14 protein-coding genes are annotated in these 16,557 nt (G+C 57.3%); 7 read left to right on the forward strand and 7 right to left on the reverse strand.

The features are described from left to right. Positions 1–4: 4 nt before the first annotated feature. The 4 genes from panC to KBP54_RS10690 all read left to right on the forward strand — a co-directional run bounded on the left by panC (position 5) and on the right by KBP54_RS10690 (position 5,649). Positions 5–829: a pantoate--beta-alanine ligase gene (gene panC, locus KBP54_RS10675; protein WP_070361692.1), complete on the forward strand. Its 825-nt coding sequence runs from the start codon at positions 5–7 to the stop codon at positions 827–829. A gap of 1,407 nt (positions 830–2,236) precedes the next feature. Then, entirely contained in the window at positions 2,237–2,584 is a 348-nt protein-coding gene (locus KBP54_RS10680; RefSeq protein WP_070361691.1) for a DEAD/DEAH box helicase family protein, read from the forward strand. A gap of 679 nt (positions 2,585–3,263) precedes the next feature. Then, positions 3,264–4,934, forward strand: a complete 1,671-nt coding sequence (locus KBP54_RS10685; RefSeq protein WP_070361690.1) for an ATP-dependent nuclease — start codon at positions 3,264–3,266, stop codon at positions 4,932–4,934. 349 nt (positions 4,935–5,283) lie between these two features. Next, positions 5,284–5,649 carry an FGGY-family carbohydrate kinase gene (locus KBP54_RS10690; protein ID WP_070361689.1) on the forward strand — a complete coding sequence of 122 codons (366 nt, stop codon included), beginning with the start codon at positions 5,284–5,286 and terminating at the stop codon, positions 5,647–5,649. Between the two features lie 252 nt (positions 5,650–5,901). On the opposite strand, the gene KBP54_RS10695 is transcribed toward KBP54_RS10690, so the two are convergent. After that, positions 5,902–6,714 carry a hypothetical protein gene (locus KBP54_RS10695; RefSeq protein ID WP_240492767.1) on the reverse strand — a complete coding sequence of 271 codons (813 nt, stop codon included), beginning with the start codon at positions 6,712–6,714 and terminating at the stop codon, positions 5,902–5,904. Between the two features lie 329 nt (positions 6,715–7,043). On the opposite strand from KBP54_RS10695, the gene KBP54_RS10700 reads away from it, so the two are divergent. Continuing rightward, a complete protein-coding gene (locus tag KBP54_RS10700; protein WP_256005726.1) occupies positions 7,044–7,175 on the forward strand; it encodes a hypothetical protein in 132 nt (43 codons plus the stop codon). A gap of 125 nt (positions 7,176–7,300) precedes the next feature. Beyond that, on the forward strand, positions 7,301–9,019 hold the full coding sequence (locus tag KBP54_RS10705) for a DUF5635 domain-containing protein (protein ID WP_070361688.1): 1,719 nt from the start codon (positions 7,301–7,303) through the stop codon (positions 9,017–9,019). A gap of 169 nt (positions 9,020–9,188) precedes the next feature. Here the strand turns inward: KBP54_RS10705 and KBP54_RS10710 are convergent, their stop codons facing one another. Beyond that, a complete protein-coding gene (locus KBP54_RS10710) occupies positions 9,189–9,986 on the reverse strand; it encodes a hypothetical protein (protein ID WP_240492766.1) in 798 nt (265 codons plus the stop codon). Between the two features lie 129 nt (positions 9,987–10,115). Beyond that, complete coding sequence (locus tag KBP54_RS10715) at positions 10,116–11,072, reverse strand: diaminopimelate dehydrogenase (protein WP_070361687.1); 957 nt, start codon at positions 11,070–11,072, stop codon at positions 10,116–10,118. 541 nt (positions 11,073–11,613) lie between these two features. Between KBP54_RS10715 and KBP54_RS10720 the strand changes: the two genes are divergently transcribed. Then, complete coding sequence (locus KBP54_RS10720) at positions 11,614–13,347, forward strand: ATP-binding protein (RefSeq protein WP_070361686.1); 1,734 nt, start codon at positions 11,614–11,616, stop codon at positions 13,345–13,347. Between the two features lie 221 nt (positions 13,348–13,568). Here KBP54_RS10720 and KBP54_RS10725 read toward each other — a convergent pair whose 3' ends face one another. From KBP54_RS10725 to KBP54_RS10740, 4 genes are all read right to left on the reverse strand, one after another. Next, the gene (locus tag KBP54_RS10725; protein WP_256005728.1) at positions 13,569–14,153 is read right to left on the reverse strand and encodes a PIN domain-containing protein; all 585 of its coding nucleotides are present in this window, start codon (positions 14,151–14,153) and stop codon (positions 13,569–13,571) included. Then, entirely contained in the window at positions 14,150–14,560 is a 411-nt protein-coding gene (locus KBP54_RS10730) for a helix-turn-helix domain-containing protein (protein ID WP_070361684.1), read from the reverse strand. The genes KBP54_RS10725 and KBP54_RS10730 overlap by 4 nt, the downstream gene beginning before the upstream one ends. 70 nt (positions 14,561–14,630) lie before the next feature. Next, a complete protein-coding gene (locus tag KBP54_RS10735) occupies positions 14,631–15,992 on the reverse strand; it encodes an amino acid permease (RefSeq protein WP_256005730.1) in 1,362 nt (453 codons plus the stop codon). 152 nt (positions 15,993–16,144) lie between these two features. After that, complete coding sequence (locus KBP54_RS10740) at positions 16,145–16,369, reverse strand: helix-turn-helix domain-containing protein (RefSeq protein ID WP_070361682.1); 225 nt, start codon at positions 16,367–16,369, stop codon at positions 16,145–16,147. Positions 16,370–16,557: the final 188 nt, after the last annotated feature.

Raw genomic sequence — 16,557 nt, forward strand, 5'->3', positions numbered from 1 at the left:
CATCATGCGAGTCATTACCACTGTTGAAGAGCTCCGCGCGGTACGAGCGGAGGCGAACGGGACCGTCGGACTGGTACCGACGATGGGCGCACTGCACTCCGGGCACGGCACGCTCATCGAACGTGCTCGGCGAGAGGTCGATACGCTTATTACCAGCGTGTTCCTCAACCCGCTACAGTTCGACAACCTCGGCGACTGCGACGACTACCGCAACTACCCACGCGATATTGAGGCGGACTCAACGTTTTGCGAAAGCCTCGGCGTGGACATCGTGTTCGCGCCCAGCGTTGAGGAGATGTACCCCGGCGGGATTCCACAGATCTGGGTCCGCACCGGCGAGATGGGCACCGTCCTGGAGGGCGCGTCGCGGCCTGGGCACTTCGACGGCGTAGCGACCGTCGTGAACAAGCTGTTCAACCTAGCCAAACCGGACGTCGCCTACTTCGGACAGAAGGACGCGCAGCAGGTCGCGGTGCTACGCCGGATGGTTCGCGACCTGAACCACGACGTGGAGATCCGCACCCTGCCCATCGCGCGCGCCGAGGACGGCCTGGCGCAGTCCTCGCGGAATGTGCGCCTCTCCGAGGCGGGACGCTCGCAGGCACTGGCGCTGTCACGTTCGCTGCGGACGCTGCAGGAACAGGTCGGCGCGGGCGCGCTCGACGTGGACGCCGTGCGTGCGGAGCTTGCCGCTTCGGAGGGCGTGACGTTGGACTACCTGGTGGTCGTTGATCCAGATACGCTGCAGCCGACGTCCGGTCCTGGCCTGGCGCTGGTTGCGGCGACGGTGGACGGCGTGCGGCTCATCGATAACGCGCTGTTGGGGTAGGCCGGGGCGCTGCGGCGGCGGAGGCTGCGGGGTTTCGGGGGCGGAAGGTGTGGTGAAAAGCTTGCTCGGGATTTTGTGAACAGAATTGCACCTGGCTTCGCGCCCGGGCAGCAGTCTTGACAAATGATGACGGGCGAAAAGCCGTGCGAGGCATCTTTTGCTTTGATTCTATAGGTGCCGTTGCCTATGTCTCTCAAAGTGTTGATGGTGGTTTTGATAGCAGTTTCGCTCGCATAAGGCAGTAAAACTCAAAACATAAATCAAAATCACCCTCAAAACCCACAGCACATTCTCCCCTGCATCCACACCCAGCCGACCAGCACGTTTGGCATGACTTCCGCCGCCGCGCGCGGTAATCGACCTTACAATTTTCGACGTCCACCCCTGGCCGCACGGCGGCAACATACTGAATCGTGTCATTGGCAGCGCAGGCGTGCTCGGCGCGGTCGCGCTGCCAGCACTCAAGCCGATGCTGCCAGCCAACATCACAGCGATGCTGCCGTAACACCGCCACGGGGCACTCCGCCGCTTCACATCAAATGCGCGGGGCCTGATCTGCCAAAGTTTCTAGAATTTCAAGAAGCCTTTGCAGATCAGGCCCCTTTTTCAAAACGGCCAGCTGGTTAGACAGTGGGAGACCATTTGAGCGCGAACTAGCTACTCGAGGCACTGTTGGAAGCGTGTGCCCGCAAACCTTCGCCGTAGGTCCAAATCTCGCTTTGAATCTGGAGGCGACTTTGATACATCTTTAAATGACAGGCCACCCACCGACTTGCTGTCTGACACGGTCGTACCAGATTGCTTGAGTGTCAGCTCCATCGAGGAACAAGCGGAGAAGCGCTTCGCCCCATTCAAAGTCATGAAGAGCCCATGGCGTTGCACTCTCTCACACATTTTCAAGCATTTTTCCGAACCTCTCTGCAATCAGTCGCCAGGTGCCACCAGTGTCGAATTGGGCGATGTAATCGCCGGTTTCAATCACAGTGGTCGCTGGTAGCACGAACTGGGGTCAAGTCTTACCACTTGGTGGACAGCCGACCACACAAGAAGCAGAACTTAGAGGAATGCCAACCTTAACCAGCTCGGCCCATGTCTCGCAGAGTGTTGATGGTGATTTTGATTGATAACGGTTTCGCTCACGCAAAGAAAATAAAACTCAAAATCGCATTCAAGACCTGCAGGTCAAAGGTTCATCTCGCTCTGCGAGAGCGATTCTGTCCCGGACCTGACAGTCCGTGTGCGCGACGAGCTGTGGTCGATTACCAAGGTGGCGCAGTCGGTGGACGGCTCTCTGCTTACGGTGCGTGGGCTTGTCGGACTTCGTACGTGATTCTACCGCCAGCAGCTTCTACACCGCGATCGACGCAACCGAGGTGGTGAACCCGGCGAAGGTACAGGTTGCTCCGGATGACTCACCCGGCTACCGCCCGCCGCGCCTGTGGCTGGAGACTGGAGACCACGCTGCGCCAGAATCCGGTGACCAGGTATCAGGACGAGTTGTCGGTGACAAAGGACTTGCTGATGCATCTACTGGACTCACAGCTCGCTGCGGTGACGAATGCGATCTCGCAGGACAATTGGCGTCCGCGCGTGGTCGTCGCAGACGCGACGGGCCTGGGCAAGACGGTGGAGATCCGCATGATTGTGGCGGAGCTGATCCGGCGCGGTCGCGGTGAGCATATCCTGATGGTCATCCAAAACACATCATGGAACAGTTCCAACAGGAGATGTGGATCCGTTTTGCTACCCCGCTGATACGCCTTGACTCGGCGGGTATCCAGTGGATTAAGCAGAAGTTGCCGGGCAGCACTGTTGGAAAAGAACATTCTTCATTGAAACGTCGTGCTCTAAGTAGTAAAAGAATGACTGATAGCTAGTGAGGCGGTCGGTATTGAGCATTTGCAGAACCGAAATATCGAAACCAATGCCAACAAGCATCATAATGTTGTGTTGGCCGTTTGGCTCGAAAGCTTCATAATCTGACTTGTCGAAAACTAATTATTGCTAGTTCATGCTTCCCCTGTACCATCTTCTCTGGCTTTCCTTTCGGGAATCGTTAGCCTAACTCTGCCGAATCCCCTAAAACAATCTGGTGCGATTTAAGAGGATACCGGTGTGGGGAGTGTAGATTATTTGTGCTCAAATATAGGGGCGCCTTCTCCAGGTTTTCAAATCTCGACTCAGCGAAGTTACGGCAGGAGAATCATCTCTCCCGAATTTGGATATGAAGCCGTCGAAGTTCTATCCCCAGTTCATCAATCCGTCTCTTTAGCATTTCAATCTCCTTATCGCGCTCTTGAAGCTTTGCCTCAAACTCTTGCCGCAAATTCTCTCTAGGATTAGCAATCAAACGTCGGCCCATGTCTCAATCATATTTCCTTCTCGTGGTCTTTGAATGTGCGTGGGCAAAGGTTAGAAGCAAAAGGAAGGCTTTATGTTAGATTATTCAGAACCAAAATTGCTTAATGCTCCTTATATCGATGAAATTCGTTTGGCGAGTGGTGAAGCTCTGGAATTTAAGCCAGGCGAAGTCGTTCTTTTGGTGGGTCCCAATAATGCTGGGAAATCTTATTTCCTGAAGGCGCTCGAGTTTCAATTAGCGGGCAAAGCCGATGTTTTGGATCAAAATCATTACGCCGACTCAATCGTGGAAAAAATAAAAATCAATTGGAAATACCAAGGGGAAGATGGTGTCGCCCAGCTGATAAAGCAGCTCAAAAAATACCGCAGCGGTTCAGATCGGTACTTTAGAGTGCCGGTTCGAGGACGACCTACACAGAGTCAGAGTTTTCTGACTGAGGGCGATGTGTATTCGGCGTTTGAAAGCGAGTCAAAGCTGTCCGAATTGACGAATGTCTTTGTCTCTTTTGACGATGTGAAGGACAGATTGGATGAAACAGAGCCGCAAGAGCAAAACTCGGCATACTGGGGCAAAACATTAGTCCAACAAGCTTGGGATGAACCGCCAGTATTTAATAGGATCGCGTCTGCATTCAGACGTATCTTTAACGAAGATCTGTCATTTTATAACCTTGGAGAGGGCAAGATAGGTCTGCTCTTAGCGCCACCATTCAACAAGGCCTCAAGTCTGATGGAGCCGATTGACACGAAGACGCGGGCTTATATGGAGACAAGACCGAAGCTGTGGGAGCAAGGGTATGGGATGCGCAGTGTAGTTGGTCTTCTTCTACGCATACACGCGAGTGATTCATCAATTGCCTTGTTGGATGAGCCAGAAGCATTTCTACACCCGCCTCAAGCCTCTGCGTTAGGCTCCATCTTGTCGGAGTTGACGAAATTTCACAACAGGCAAATATTTATTGCAACGCACGACCGTAACCTCATTGCTTCGCTAATTAGATCGACAGAGACTCCACTGACAATTCTCTCGCTGAGACGAGACAGGGGTAACCGCCTCCCGGTAATCAAGAAGCTCAACTCGGAGATTATCCGCTCAGCGCAACAAGCTAGCCAAGTGCGCTTTACTCCGTTTCTGGACAGTCTTTTCGCCGATCTCACGATTTTGGTCGAGAACGAAAGAGACGCCGTATTCTACGACGAGGCATTGAGAGCGTTTGCTGAGGCAAATACTGACTCGGACGTGCGGAACTTGCCAGACAGGGTCCTTTTTCTTGGCGCAGGTGGTGCATCTGGGATTCCTCCACTTGCAAAATCACTTCGAGAGGTGGGCGCAAAGGTCGCAATAATAACGGATTTCGACGTACACGCCCAGCGAGCTGTGTATTCCATGGTTAGTGCACTACACTCTGCGGAAGCGATTACGAATGTTCGTCCGACCATCGAGAAAGTGAGAGTGGCAAGTGTAAAACTATTTGGTAGTAAAAACGCTGCCAAGAATTGCGGTGCGGTTTCTCCTGATAAGGAATTCAATGAACTTGCGCAAGAAATGTTGAATGCTTTGGATGGTTTCGGCGTACATTTGGTTCGTGAAGGAGAGCTGGAGGATTTATTTCCGTCGATAGAAGGGCAGAAGAGCAAGCCAGAAAAGCTTAAGGAAGCGCTGCAGTCTGAGGCGTATCGGCGCCCAGCAGCCCAGCAGCTTATGAGCCGCTTAGTCAGCCACGTGTTCAATCAGGAAATTTAGGACGACGCGCAGGGTATTTTCTGTTTTGGTTTCACCCTAGTTAGATTCCTAACGTATAACTTCTTGAGTCTTTCTACGATGCCATGGGGGTCTTTCCCCGACGAAAAAGTACTGATCGATTGCGCCCTCCTCAAACAAATTAGAAAACATATCTTATCTCCTGTGGGGTTGCGCCCAGAGACGTTCTCGGGCACATCCCCGAATACCTTACAACCGGACCCCTACTGGTAAACCCAAGCGCCGCGCCAGCGATGAGCGCGTCGTCAGAAGCGGCATTGCCCTAATCCAAACTCACGATATCGGGCAGACAACCTATCAACCCAGGGGAGCGTAGACGGGCCAAGAAGCAGTGCTGGGATTTGATGTCGGTACCTCGAGTTCGAAGGCGGTACTCGTGGCGTCGGACGGCACCATGCTGGGGAGCGAGACTTGTGAGTACCCGGTCTCGCGCACTCCTGACGGGTTCGTGTCCATGGTGATTACCGGGCTGCGGCCGCATCATACCCGTCGCCACATGTACCGAGCGGTGCTTGAGGGAACCGCGCTGGCTGTGCGTCACAACATCGAGTTGATAGAGCAGTCTGGTCTGCGCATAGAACGCATTGCTGGCGCCGACGGCGGCTTGAGAGCAAATCTGTGGCCGCAGATTGTCACCGACGTGACGGGGCGGGTGCAGACGCGCCGGAAGCATCACCAACGGGGCGTCGCTAGGTAATGCGTTCATGGTGCCTCAAGCGATTGAGAGGGCGGAGAGCCTCGACGAGTTGAACCCCGTGAAGGAGTTCATACCTTCCACGGGCTTCGACTACGACGCACTGAATGAGGAATCATAGCGCTGTACCCGAGCACGTCAGGTATTAGGCGCAACCTGGCGTCATGGGCGTAGAGGGCTACTACGGGGTGGGATGCCTCTCCAGAATGCTGCGCCCGTTGTAGAAACGGCGAAAGAAGTGGCGAAGCGAAGTACCTATCGTCTACCCCTGCGTATCCGTGGATCCGCCTTCAGTATCCTAGGAATTGGGTCGGATGCCGTGTAATTGTTCAGGACGTCGCTATCCAAATGCTTGAGCAGAATGAGCAGGCCATCGCGAGATTTTGCACAATTGATGTCGATGAGTGGCTCTTGATGTCCAATTCTGTTCCGAAGTAGAACAACGCGGTTCATGATTCGGCTGACGTCGTCCGGATCAATTCGGTCAGTATCGGGAAGCGCGGAAAAGGCTTCGCACGTAATCTTTTGGTAGATTGCTTTGCGAAATTCATAGGTGACTTTATCGGGGTAGTACTGGACGGACCCATCTGGCGCTTTGATTGGTTCACGGTAAAAGAAATATTCTTTCCACTGGGATAAGGTGACCTGGGAGATCACATCATCTTTCGTGATTGGCTGTCCTTTTCGCGGATGATCTCCCCCGGTTAGACCGGTTCCCTCGTCTCGGATTTGCTTGGCTTTTATAGCTTTGTTTAACGCCGGATCAGAGATGCTCGCGCTCACCTTTGATAATGGTTCCTGGACGTTTTGACGTGGTTGCAAAATCCAATCTGGGTTGCTTCGTGGGTTATTTTGAACACTCCAAATTTCGGCCTGTTCACAGATCTTATTCCGCAAAACCACCTCAACAAGAGCAACTAAGTTCCACAAAGCGGCCGAGATTTCGGCGTCCCATTTGTAAAGCTTGATTGCTCGACCGGCATGGTCACCCATTTGTGACAGGTATTTCTCCATACGCTGCATACCGAGCGCCCGTACGACTCGCTTATCTTGCTCGGAACCATGCATTTCTATGTGTTGCCTCCCGCCGAATCCCCCTGTGAGGTAACACTGTAACACGGTCAATCGACGCATAGCGCTTGATGTATTTTCCAGTGTGAACTAGCATCACACACGAGAGGGTACAAGAAGGCGGTAATCGCCTCCTATGTATTCCGGATGGGAAGGGATCACGTCCGAATACCGGCTAGTGCCGAAGCATCGGACGGGGTCCCTTCATTTTTAGCTTGAGGGACATTTTGTGTTTCTTTGGCCCAAGCAGCTCGTGCGGCCTTCTCGCCAACGCGTCCGAAGTCCTATTGCCGGGCAAGCTCTTCTGGGGGCTTAAGTCCTCGAAGATGACGCAGTCCGAACGCGCTGCGACATTCTGGACACCGGTTGCACTGCTGATCGCGGGTGTGCTCGGCGCTGTCGCGCTGCCAGCGCTCAAGCCAATGCTGCCAGCCAACATCGCAGCAATGCTGCCGTAACACCATCACGGCCCCTGCCACCCTAACCGAATACAGCTGCCTAATCGTCCAAGGTTTCCCCGAAACGCAGAAACCTTGGTAGATTAGACATAGTTATTCAAACAATCGCAGGTCGGAGGGTTCGTATGCAGCCCGGCTTTCACCCCCTGCGGCAAGATTTGGCTGAACAAGTCGACGCAATTCTGGCGACGGCAGCAGGTGGACGCGTCCATAGGACGACTGAAACCCAGGATGTCGACTTCAAGGAAGAAGCCGGACGTCGCAACGGGCCTGAGATCGAACCGGGCGCACCCCGGAACCCGATGGCGGCCACCAAACTCGCTGACGAAGTTGCCTGCATGGCCAACACCCCCGGCGGTGGTGCGCTCATCGTCGGTGTCGAAGACAAAACGGGGCGCATTATTGGGACGGAGTTGGACGTCGATTGGCTGCGGCAAGAAATTTACCAGCGTGTGCAGGTTGCCCCTTCCATCGAAGAACGAGTAGTTGAAGGGCAGCGGCTGTTGATCCTCTTTGTGGCAGCGTCCCAGCAACCAGTCCCCAACACGAGTGATCAGCTGCGCTGGCGCATTGGCGACTCGTGCAAGCCGGTGGACCTTTCCGAATGGTGGGAGTACCAGCGCTCACAAATGAATATCGACCCGATGGCACAGGCCTCCGACCTGGGAGTTGAGGACGTCCGGCCGCGTGCGCTTGAGATTGTTCGGCGTCAACAAGAAGCCTTCCGCGAGCTCACCGACGAGGAACTATTACGTGGACTCGGGGCACTCGACGCGAACAACAACCTCACCCAAGCAGGCGTCACGCTCTTCGCCGCTGCCCCGCGCGCGGTACTCGAGCTCACAATTTTCGACGTCCACGGCGGCAACGTGCTGAATCGTGTCAGTGGCAACGCGGGGACGTCGGCACTTGAACAACTTGAGGATATCGAGCGAGCGCTGCGCATCGTGAACAAGAACAACACGATCGTGTCCGGGTTCGTGCACCAACCGATTCCACAGATTCCGCACAGCGCCGTACGTGAAGCCCTGCTCAACGCGATGATTCACCGCGACTGGAACCGACAAGAACCAGTCGACGTCCGCTGGATCGAACTCGACAGCACCCTCATCGTGCGCAGCCCCGGCCCATTCATGCCCGCCATCTCTGCGGCAAACGTGCTCAGCAACCGGGAAGCCCGCTACCCCGCCCTTGCCGACCTCTACCGCGCAATCGGCCTCGTGGACAAGCAGGGCGTCGGCGTTGACCGCATGTACCAATCCATGATCACGCTCGGCCACCGGTCTCCGGAGATCATCGAGGTTCCAGGACCATACATCGAAACGACGCTCGTGGGCGGCCAGCCTGAGCTGCCCGTGCTGGACCTCGTTTCACGCATCGTGCCGACGCCCCGCCAGCGCGACACACGCATCGCCATCATCCTGTACCTCCTGTTCAACCACCCTTTCATCACCCGCCGAAGCGTTGCCGAAGCACTACAGTCCACGGAGGAAGCCGCCGAACTGGCCCTGACCGCGGCGCACCAAACGACGGTCAATGGCGAACCGCTGATCCGCAAGCATGGGGACGCGTGGCTCCTCAACGAGACAAGCCGTGCCGTACTCCGCGACCACGAATCCCCCACCTCGAAGCCCGCCTGGTACCTCGGCACCGACCCGGAAAACGCACGCAACGTTGTGCTGCAATGGCTCTCCGTATTCGGCGAAATCCGGACCGCGGACCTCGTCGAACTTTGCGACATCTCCCGTTCCACGGCCACCAACCTCATCAGCGGGTGGGAAGACGACGGCCTACTCGTCGCCGTGGGCGGAGGGCGCTCCCGCAGGTACCGCAAGGGTGAGTAGTAGTGGTGCGGGTTTCGGGGTTCCGGGGTGGAAGGTGTGTTGCCAAGTTTGCTCGGGATTTTGTGAACAGAATTGCGCCTGCCCCTAATCTCCCAAGGTTTTCCTGAAACGTCGAAACCTTGGACGATTAGCCCCCTCTATTCTCGTAATGGCTGGTCAGGACCTCGCCTTACCACGGCACCGACGAGCCCGCCGGGACCTCCCAATGCTTCGGAACCAGGTTCCTGATCTCGTTCGGCGTCTGCGGCGGCAACATATCAACAACTCGTCGGCCACCGCTCGGCCCCGGCATCACCGAGGTATCGACGGCACGCTGCGCATCGACCGTGTTCGCATGCACATCACCGTACGTGAGCACCGCGACCGCGAACCCGGCACCGTAACTAACCGTCGCGGTGGAGCTGCGCCGGTCGTCGGCCCAGCCGAACTTCGTGCCCTGCACACCGGGCAGTCTCGAGGTGCCGTAGTTCTGCGGGAAGCCATCCGCGGCGACGGGTGCCGCGTGCGCCATGCCACGCAGCAGTGGCGCAGCTACCGGATCGTGCCTGATGGCCTGCACAAACCTCGCGACGTCCACCGCCGACGTACTCGCCAATCCCCAATTGCCACGCCGTTGAGTGGCACTCAGTTTGAAGTCGCGCGCGATCGCATCAATGGCCTGCGGGTACGCCGCATCGAGAACGCTCGCGATGCCATCGCTCGAGGTGCGCACCATCTCCTCCACCATCGCCTTATGCCGCGGCGCCCCGTGGTACAGCACCCAATAGCCCAGGTAGAGCTTGCTCAGGCTCAGCGCCGGCCGCGCCTCCCACCCATTTCTCGACGCCTCCACTCCCCCACCCGCATGCACCACAGCAACTGCGGATCGGGGCGAAGCGGCGTCGCCACGCACGGAGATCGCCGAAGCACTCGGCGCTACAAGAACTGCGAGCACGAACGCGATAAACAGGGCAATGAACTTCTTCACAGGGGCCTCCTGAAAATGCCACTTCCAGGAAGTGTAGCCAGAAGAGTCAGAAAAATGTGAACAGATCTGCATGTGCAAATCTGTTCACAAAATCTCTAAGGGCCTTTTGCGGCACCTTCTACCCGTGAGTTAGACGTCGCGGGCGATCAGGTCGTCGAGAGCGACCGGGGAGAGCAGGTACGGCGGGACCTCCAACACCGTGAACGCGCCCGACTTGCCATCCTCCGCGAGGCGGGCAGCCGCGCGCGCGTACGCGACGGCGACGGCGCCGGTGAAGTCGGGGTTGCTGGAGAGTTCCAGGGTGTACTCGACAAGCTGGTGGTTCTCGCCGACGCCACCAGTGGTGATCACGTGACCGCCGTGCGGCATGCCGGAATGCTCGCGGACGAAGGTGGCGTCGTCAATAAAGTTGACCTCTACCTCGTAGCCGACGAAGTAGTCCGGCATCGTGCGGATGGTGTGCTCGATGGCGGCGGTGTCGGCGCCATCCTCCGGCACGATGTAAACGACGCGCTTGTGGGCGGACTTGCCGTCGAGACCCTCGGTCTCGCCGCGGCGCGCGCGATCCAACGCATCCGGCGCTGGGATCGTGTACTGCACACCCTTCGCGACGCCCTCAATCCTGCGCACCGCATCCGAGTGACCCTGCGACAAGCCCGGGCCCCAGAACGTGTGCTGCTGCGCATTCGGCAGAATTGCCTCCGCCATCGCGCGGTTCAACGAGAACATGCCCGGGTCCCAACCAGTGGAAACGATGGACACCGTGTTGTGCTCGCGCGCGACCTCGTCCATCGCCTTGCGATGACGTGGGATGTCACGGTGGTTATCGTAGGTGTCCACGGTAGGCACGTACTTCGCAAACTCCGGCGCCTGCTCCGGAATATCCGTCGCCGAACCCAGGCACAGAATCGCGACGTCAATCTCGTCCTTGTACTGGCCAAACTCCGCCACCGGCAACACGCGGGTGTCCGTGTCCAGCTTGCTGCGGCGCGAGAAGATCGCCGACAACTCCATATCCGGCTGCAGCTTCACCAGCTGCTCCACGCTCTTGCCCAAGTTTCCATAGCCGACAATGCCAACACGCATAATGCGCCTCCCTTTCCTCGTGGCCCTTTGGGCTCGTGGCTTCTGGGCTGTTTGCCCATAAATTACGGGCCTACTTTACTCGCACATCGGTTGTGAGGGAATGCGCACGACGGGTTGGTGGCAGGTTGGTGGCTTGTTGGTGGCTTGCTGGTGGCTTGGTCACAGGGAGCGAGTGCCAAAGGACGCAATTTCGGTTTTGGAAACGGCTGTTTTCCCAGGTCGTGAATTTTCGGGTGCGTCCTTTGGCACTGGCTCCGCTGGCGAAAGGGTTTCTAGCAATTAGCTGTGCACCAGAACCCGGGTTTTTGGCGGGGCTGGAGGGTAAAAGGCCAGGTCGCTGATTGCGCGAGGTGGAATTTGGTGCACCCGGCGCCCTCACACCGAAAGATATAGAAAGAGATAGAAAGATATCGAAACAAATTGCTGACCTGCACAAATAACATTTCGGCGAGGCTTCCAGGCTCCCTATATCTTTCCGATATCTTTCAACTCCCAAAATTGGCTCCGAAAAGAATTACCTGGGGAATGTACAATCTGCCACATGGTCACGGAATCAGCTTGGGACGCGCTCCCCTCGTATGTTCGTTTAGCGCTGGAGGCGATTCATGATGGAGCGACGGCGGACTCGCAAGAGTCGCTGATTTTGGAATTCAAGGAGGATCCCACTGCTCGTGAGGGGAAGGGCGGGAGGGCGAAGCTCGTCGAGAAGCTGTTGAATGAGGCTATTTGTATGGCCAACAGCGAGGCGGCGACGGGGCACATTGTTGTCGGCGTTGCGGACCGGACTCCCGGCGCGGGCGCATTCACTGGCACTGAGCTGGGCGAGGAGGACATTGCCCGCAGAATCTTCAATGGCACGAAGCCGAACATGAATGTGCAGGTCACAGCGGTGTATGCGTGGGGTGCTCGGCTTGTAGTGATTCACGTGCCGGAAGCTCGTGCGCTGTACACGCGGGGTGATGGTGCGGCGAAAAGGCGGACGGCGGACTCGCAGTTCTCGTGCCAGCCGATGACAGAGGAGCTACGCCGAGCGATTGATGCCGCGCGGCGAGACCCTGACTATTCGAACGACCCAGCCGATATCACTGTCGATGACCTGCAACTTCCCGTCATCGAGGAGGCTCGGCGGATGCTGCGGGAGCATCGCCGCTCGCGGGGCTCAGACGCGGCAGTCCCGCAGACCACCACTGGCCTGCTTCGAGAGCTCGGGCTCATGCGTGACGACGGCCAACTCAAGCGCGCCGCCGAAATCCTCCTCGCCCAACCAAACCCGACAGACGTGGTGGTCCGCCACCTGTGGCGCAGCATCCCAGGGCAAGAACCGCAGGCCACGCTCATTTCAGACCCTCTGCTGCTGGCGTTGCCACGCCTGCGACGTCTGATTGCGGAAAATGGTGACCGCGAGATTGAGCGCGTGCAGTTTGCAGATGGTGAGGAAGTCGCCATCAGTAGGTTCCCGTCGCAGGCAGTCGACGAGGCCGTCTCGAACGCATTCATTCACCGCGACTGGCGCCTGCCCGGCCCAGTAGTGGTCGAGCAAACGAACCGCACGCTCAAGATCACTTCTCCGGGACCTCTCCCACCAGGCGTAACGGTTGATACATTGCTATCGACGCCCTCAGTGCCACGGAACAATCGACTCATGGCAGCGATGCGCACGCTCGGCCTCGCAGAGGAAAGCTCGCGCGGTTTCGACCGCATGTGGACCACCATGATCCGCACCGGCCGCAGCGCCCCGGAGGTAACCGCGACCGAGGCAAATGTGCAGGTGGTGCTAGCAGCGCAGCAGCCAGATACCAACTTCATCAAGGGCTTGCGGAAGCTTTCGGAGCGTTTCGGCGAGGAGGTCGTCGATAGTGTTGCGGCACTGATTGTGCTCTGGCACCTCAACTCCGCGCCGCTCATTACAGCAACAACGGCTGCACAGAAAACCCAGCTCACTACCCTTGAGGTACATGAGCTTATGGACGACCTCGTCGCCCGCGGCCTTCTCGACCCCGTCACCGACGCCGACGAGTGGACCCTCAGCGGTGAAGCCCGGAAACTCCTTAACCTGGGACAACCCGGCGACCTGGCCACCGTGAGCGTCCAGGAATGGATCGAGGCCAAACTCCACGACGGTGCCGCACTCCAATCCGCCGACATCGCCGACCAGACCGGTGTCAGCGTCGCCGAAGCAGGCCGGATCCTTCGACACTTGCGCAGCCTCGGGCGCGCGAAGATCGACCCGGATGGTCCTCCGCGAGGCCGCGGCACCCGTTGGATTCGGGCGTAGAAAGAGATAGAAAGATATCGAAACAATTCTCTGACCTGCACAAACGGCCAGAATTGCCACTTCTCGGCGCGTGATATCTTTCCGATATCTTTCAGAGCCTTAAAATGGTCCTAAAAAGAATTACCTGGGGTTTTACCTACCGGGGTGGAGGAGCGATTCTGAAACGTCCAGGTCGCAAACAGTCCACAATGGAATTTGCTGCACGGCACCGACCGTGCCCACTATCTTAAAACGTAATCAATAACCGTTGCGAAATTCGGACAGCCCGAGCGCTCTAGCATTACAGCAGTTATCGGCCGGTCCGCCGCTTTGATGCCCTTCACCTTCTCCCAATAAGCCTCGTTTTCCTGCGCCACCCTCTTACAAAGCCCTGGGAACGCCTCAAAAATGTGGCAAAAGAAATCATCCGGAGTCACCACGTCAAACAGAAACTGCTGTGAGCCAACATAGTCAACGAGTCCCCTGTCGCTGGTGACGACGTACTGGACGTTGCCAGCCACGGCAGCGCTGAGAACGTGATGATCATGAATGTCCGCGTACCCATACTTGCCAACAGCAAAACCGGAGATTTCCCATTCCGCCACCGCACCGCGAATTCGCTTGAAGCGTTTTGAAATAGCACCCTCGGGAGCGTGTGGGTTATTTCTGCGCAAATGATACTGAGCTTCGGCGATAATATCCTCGGTCCACACTGGAAAGAATGGTGGCTCGACATCTTTATCAGAGCCCAGGAAGAGAAGGAAGCACCAGTCGGTGAGAGTGCGCAAGTACCAGACGTTAGCGTCAAAAAGGACTGGAATACTCACAGGCCTTCGATCTCATTATCGAGCTCTCGAATCGCATCGAACTCGTGCCGTGCGCGCGCACGGCACCGCTGCAAGTATGCGACGACGTCTTCCCTGCGAAGCCGCGTGTGTGACCCGGCTTTGAAGTAATCGATTTCGCCTTCTCGAATCCGTTTCATCAGAGTCGGCCGAGAGATCCCGAGATACTCAGCGGCCTCAGTGGTGGTGAGTATCTCGGAGGGGCGGGAAAGCGCGACGCTCTCTCCGCGCGCGACCCTGGCCAAGATGGACTCGATAAATGAGGCTAATGCAGGTGGAAACGTACCGCGCACGGCATCATGAAACGTTTCGGGGTTAGCCACGACCTGGCTGGCCTGCTGCTCGACAGCTTGAGTGACCTCAATTGCCGGATTAGTTTTCGTTGTCACAGCGCTTCACCTCCAGAGGGTTTACACTTATAACTGTAACATCCACACCATAAACGTGCAACCCGCCGTACTACGCCACCATCTGCCAGACCGTCACGCAAATAATCACGATGCCCAGGCCGAACACGAAGATCGCCTCCGGCTGGTTGGCGTAATGACGGAAGGCGGTCGCGTGGCGGAAGAGGAGCATCGGCACGATGTAGACCAGCAAAGTAATGAAGATACCGCCGACGACCGAAATCAAATCCAGGATTGACGGGTTGAAGATGGCGACAGCGACCGTCGATACGAAGACGAAGAGATAGATGCCCGCGCGGACCGCACGCGGATTCCACTTCTCCGAAGCCTTCGGCGCGACCGCGCGCAGCAAATACTGCGTGCCCTCCTCCGTGCCAAGCATGTGCCCGAAGTACGACGACGCAATCGCACACAGCGCGACCACCGGAGTCACCACCGCCATGAACGGGGCATTCGTCGTGTTGGCGAAGTAGGAAAGGACCGGAATGTTCTCCTCGCGCACGGCGGCCATGCCATCCGCGCCGAGGGCGAGCGTGCAGGACCAGACGAAGAACATCGTGAAGCTGACCAGGAGCGTACAAGTGATCAACTCAATCTTGGAGACCTCCTTCTCCGTACCGGCCACATCACCGTCGTGCGACTTCTGCACATCCAACGCCGACTGCGACACCGCCGCCATATGCGAAAAGGAAAACACCAGCACAGGCAGCACAAACAGCATCGCCTTCCACAGCGGCACATCCGACTTGTACGCCATGAAACTCTCCAGATCCCAGTACGGAATCAAGTACAGGGAGACGGCAGCGAGCGCCACGATCAGCGGATACACCAGCAGATTCGCGAACCACAGCGTCGCCTTCTTGCCGAGGGCGTAGGCGCCCGTCATCACGCCGACGCAAATCGTGGCCAGCAGCCAACGGTCCACGTGCGGGCCGCCCATCTGGTTCACGATGAAACTGTCCATCGTGTTCGTCACCGAAACGCCATAAATCAGCACGATGGGGTAGATGGCGAGCCAATACATCAGCGCCGTGGCCAGGCCACGCTTCCGCCCAGCCAGGGAAGTGATGACCTGCAGCACGTCCAGGCCCTTCACCGGCGACGCCGACACAATCCTCGAATACATCCGATGCGAGAAAAACACCATTGGTCCAACCAGAATCGTCGCAAGCAGGAGGGGCCAGAAGCCGAAGGAGCCGGCGTCGATAGGCAGGAAGAGGATTCCGGCGCCGACGGCGGTGCCGAACAGCGTAATCGCCCACGACCAGGTACTACCGTCCGGAGACGGGGCTCGGCGCGTACGGCGGATCTCGCGCTTGTCCGCCGGTGTGAGGTTCTCCAGCTCGAACTCGTCAGCGGCAACCTCCTGGTGCTCGCTGCTGAAAGGTACGGGGTCCGTGGCGCGCTCGCTCATGAAATCCTCTCTCGCTCGACAATAATGTGACCCCACACACCTTAGCCGATGAATGAAATTGAGCTAACTTATCGACGGCCAGCTGCGCGGAAGCTTGGGCGGAAGGTGTCGAAAACTGTCCTTAGCGATTTTGTGAACAGAATTGCGCCTCGCTATCGGAGTGCCTCCGGAACGTGCTGTACCGCCACCACATCCAAGCCAAGCACAGCCAGCACGGCCTCAACCTTATCCAGCCGGACAGAACGTTTTCCCTGCTCAAACTCTCGAATGAACCGTTCCGACACCATCGACAGGTCGGCCACGTCCGCCTGCGTCAGGCGCATGGCACGGCGTTGCTCGCGAGCCTGCTCGCCGAGACTGCGGGGCGTGGGGGACATGGGGGCCTTTCGGTGTTGTGATTCTGGAGGGGTTTCGGCCTTTTGGAGTTTCGGCACGATCGTGCCGTTTTGAAGTATATTGTGCGGAATAGTGGTGCGCAAGAGGCAGTTTCGGCACGATCGTGCCGGTTTCACGGAGTTTGGTCAGCATCGCATTCACGAGGAAAATCCAGAAACATATCGCACGT

The sequence above is a fragment of the Corynebacterium pseudogenitalium genome (genome assembly GCF_024453815.1).
In the GTDB taxonomy this organism is placed as follows: Bacteria; Actinomycetota; Actinomycetes; order Mycobacteriales; family Mycobacteriaceae; genus Corynebacterium; species Corynebacterium pseudogenitalium.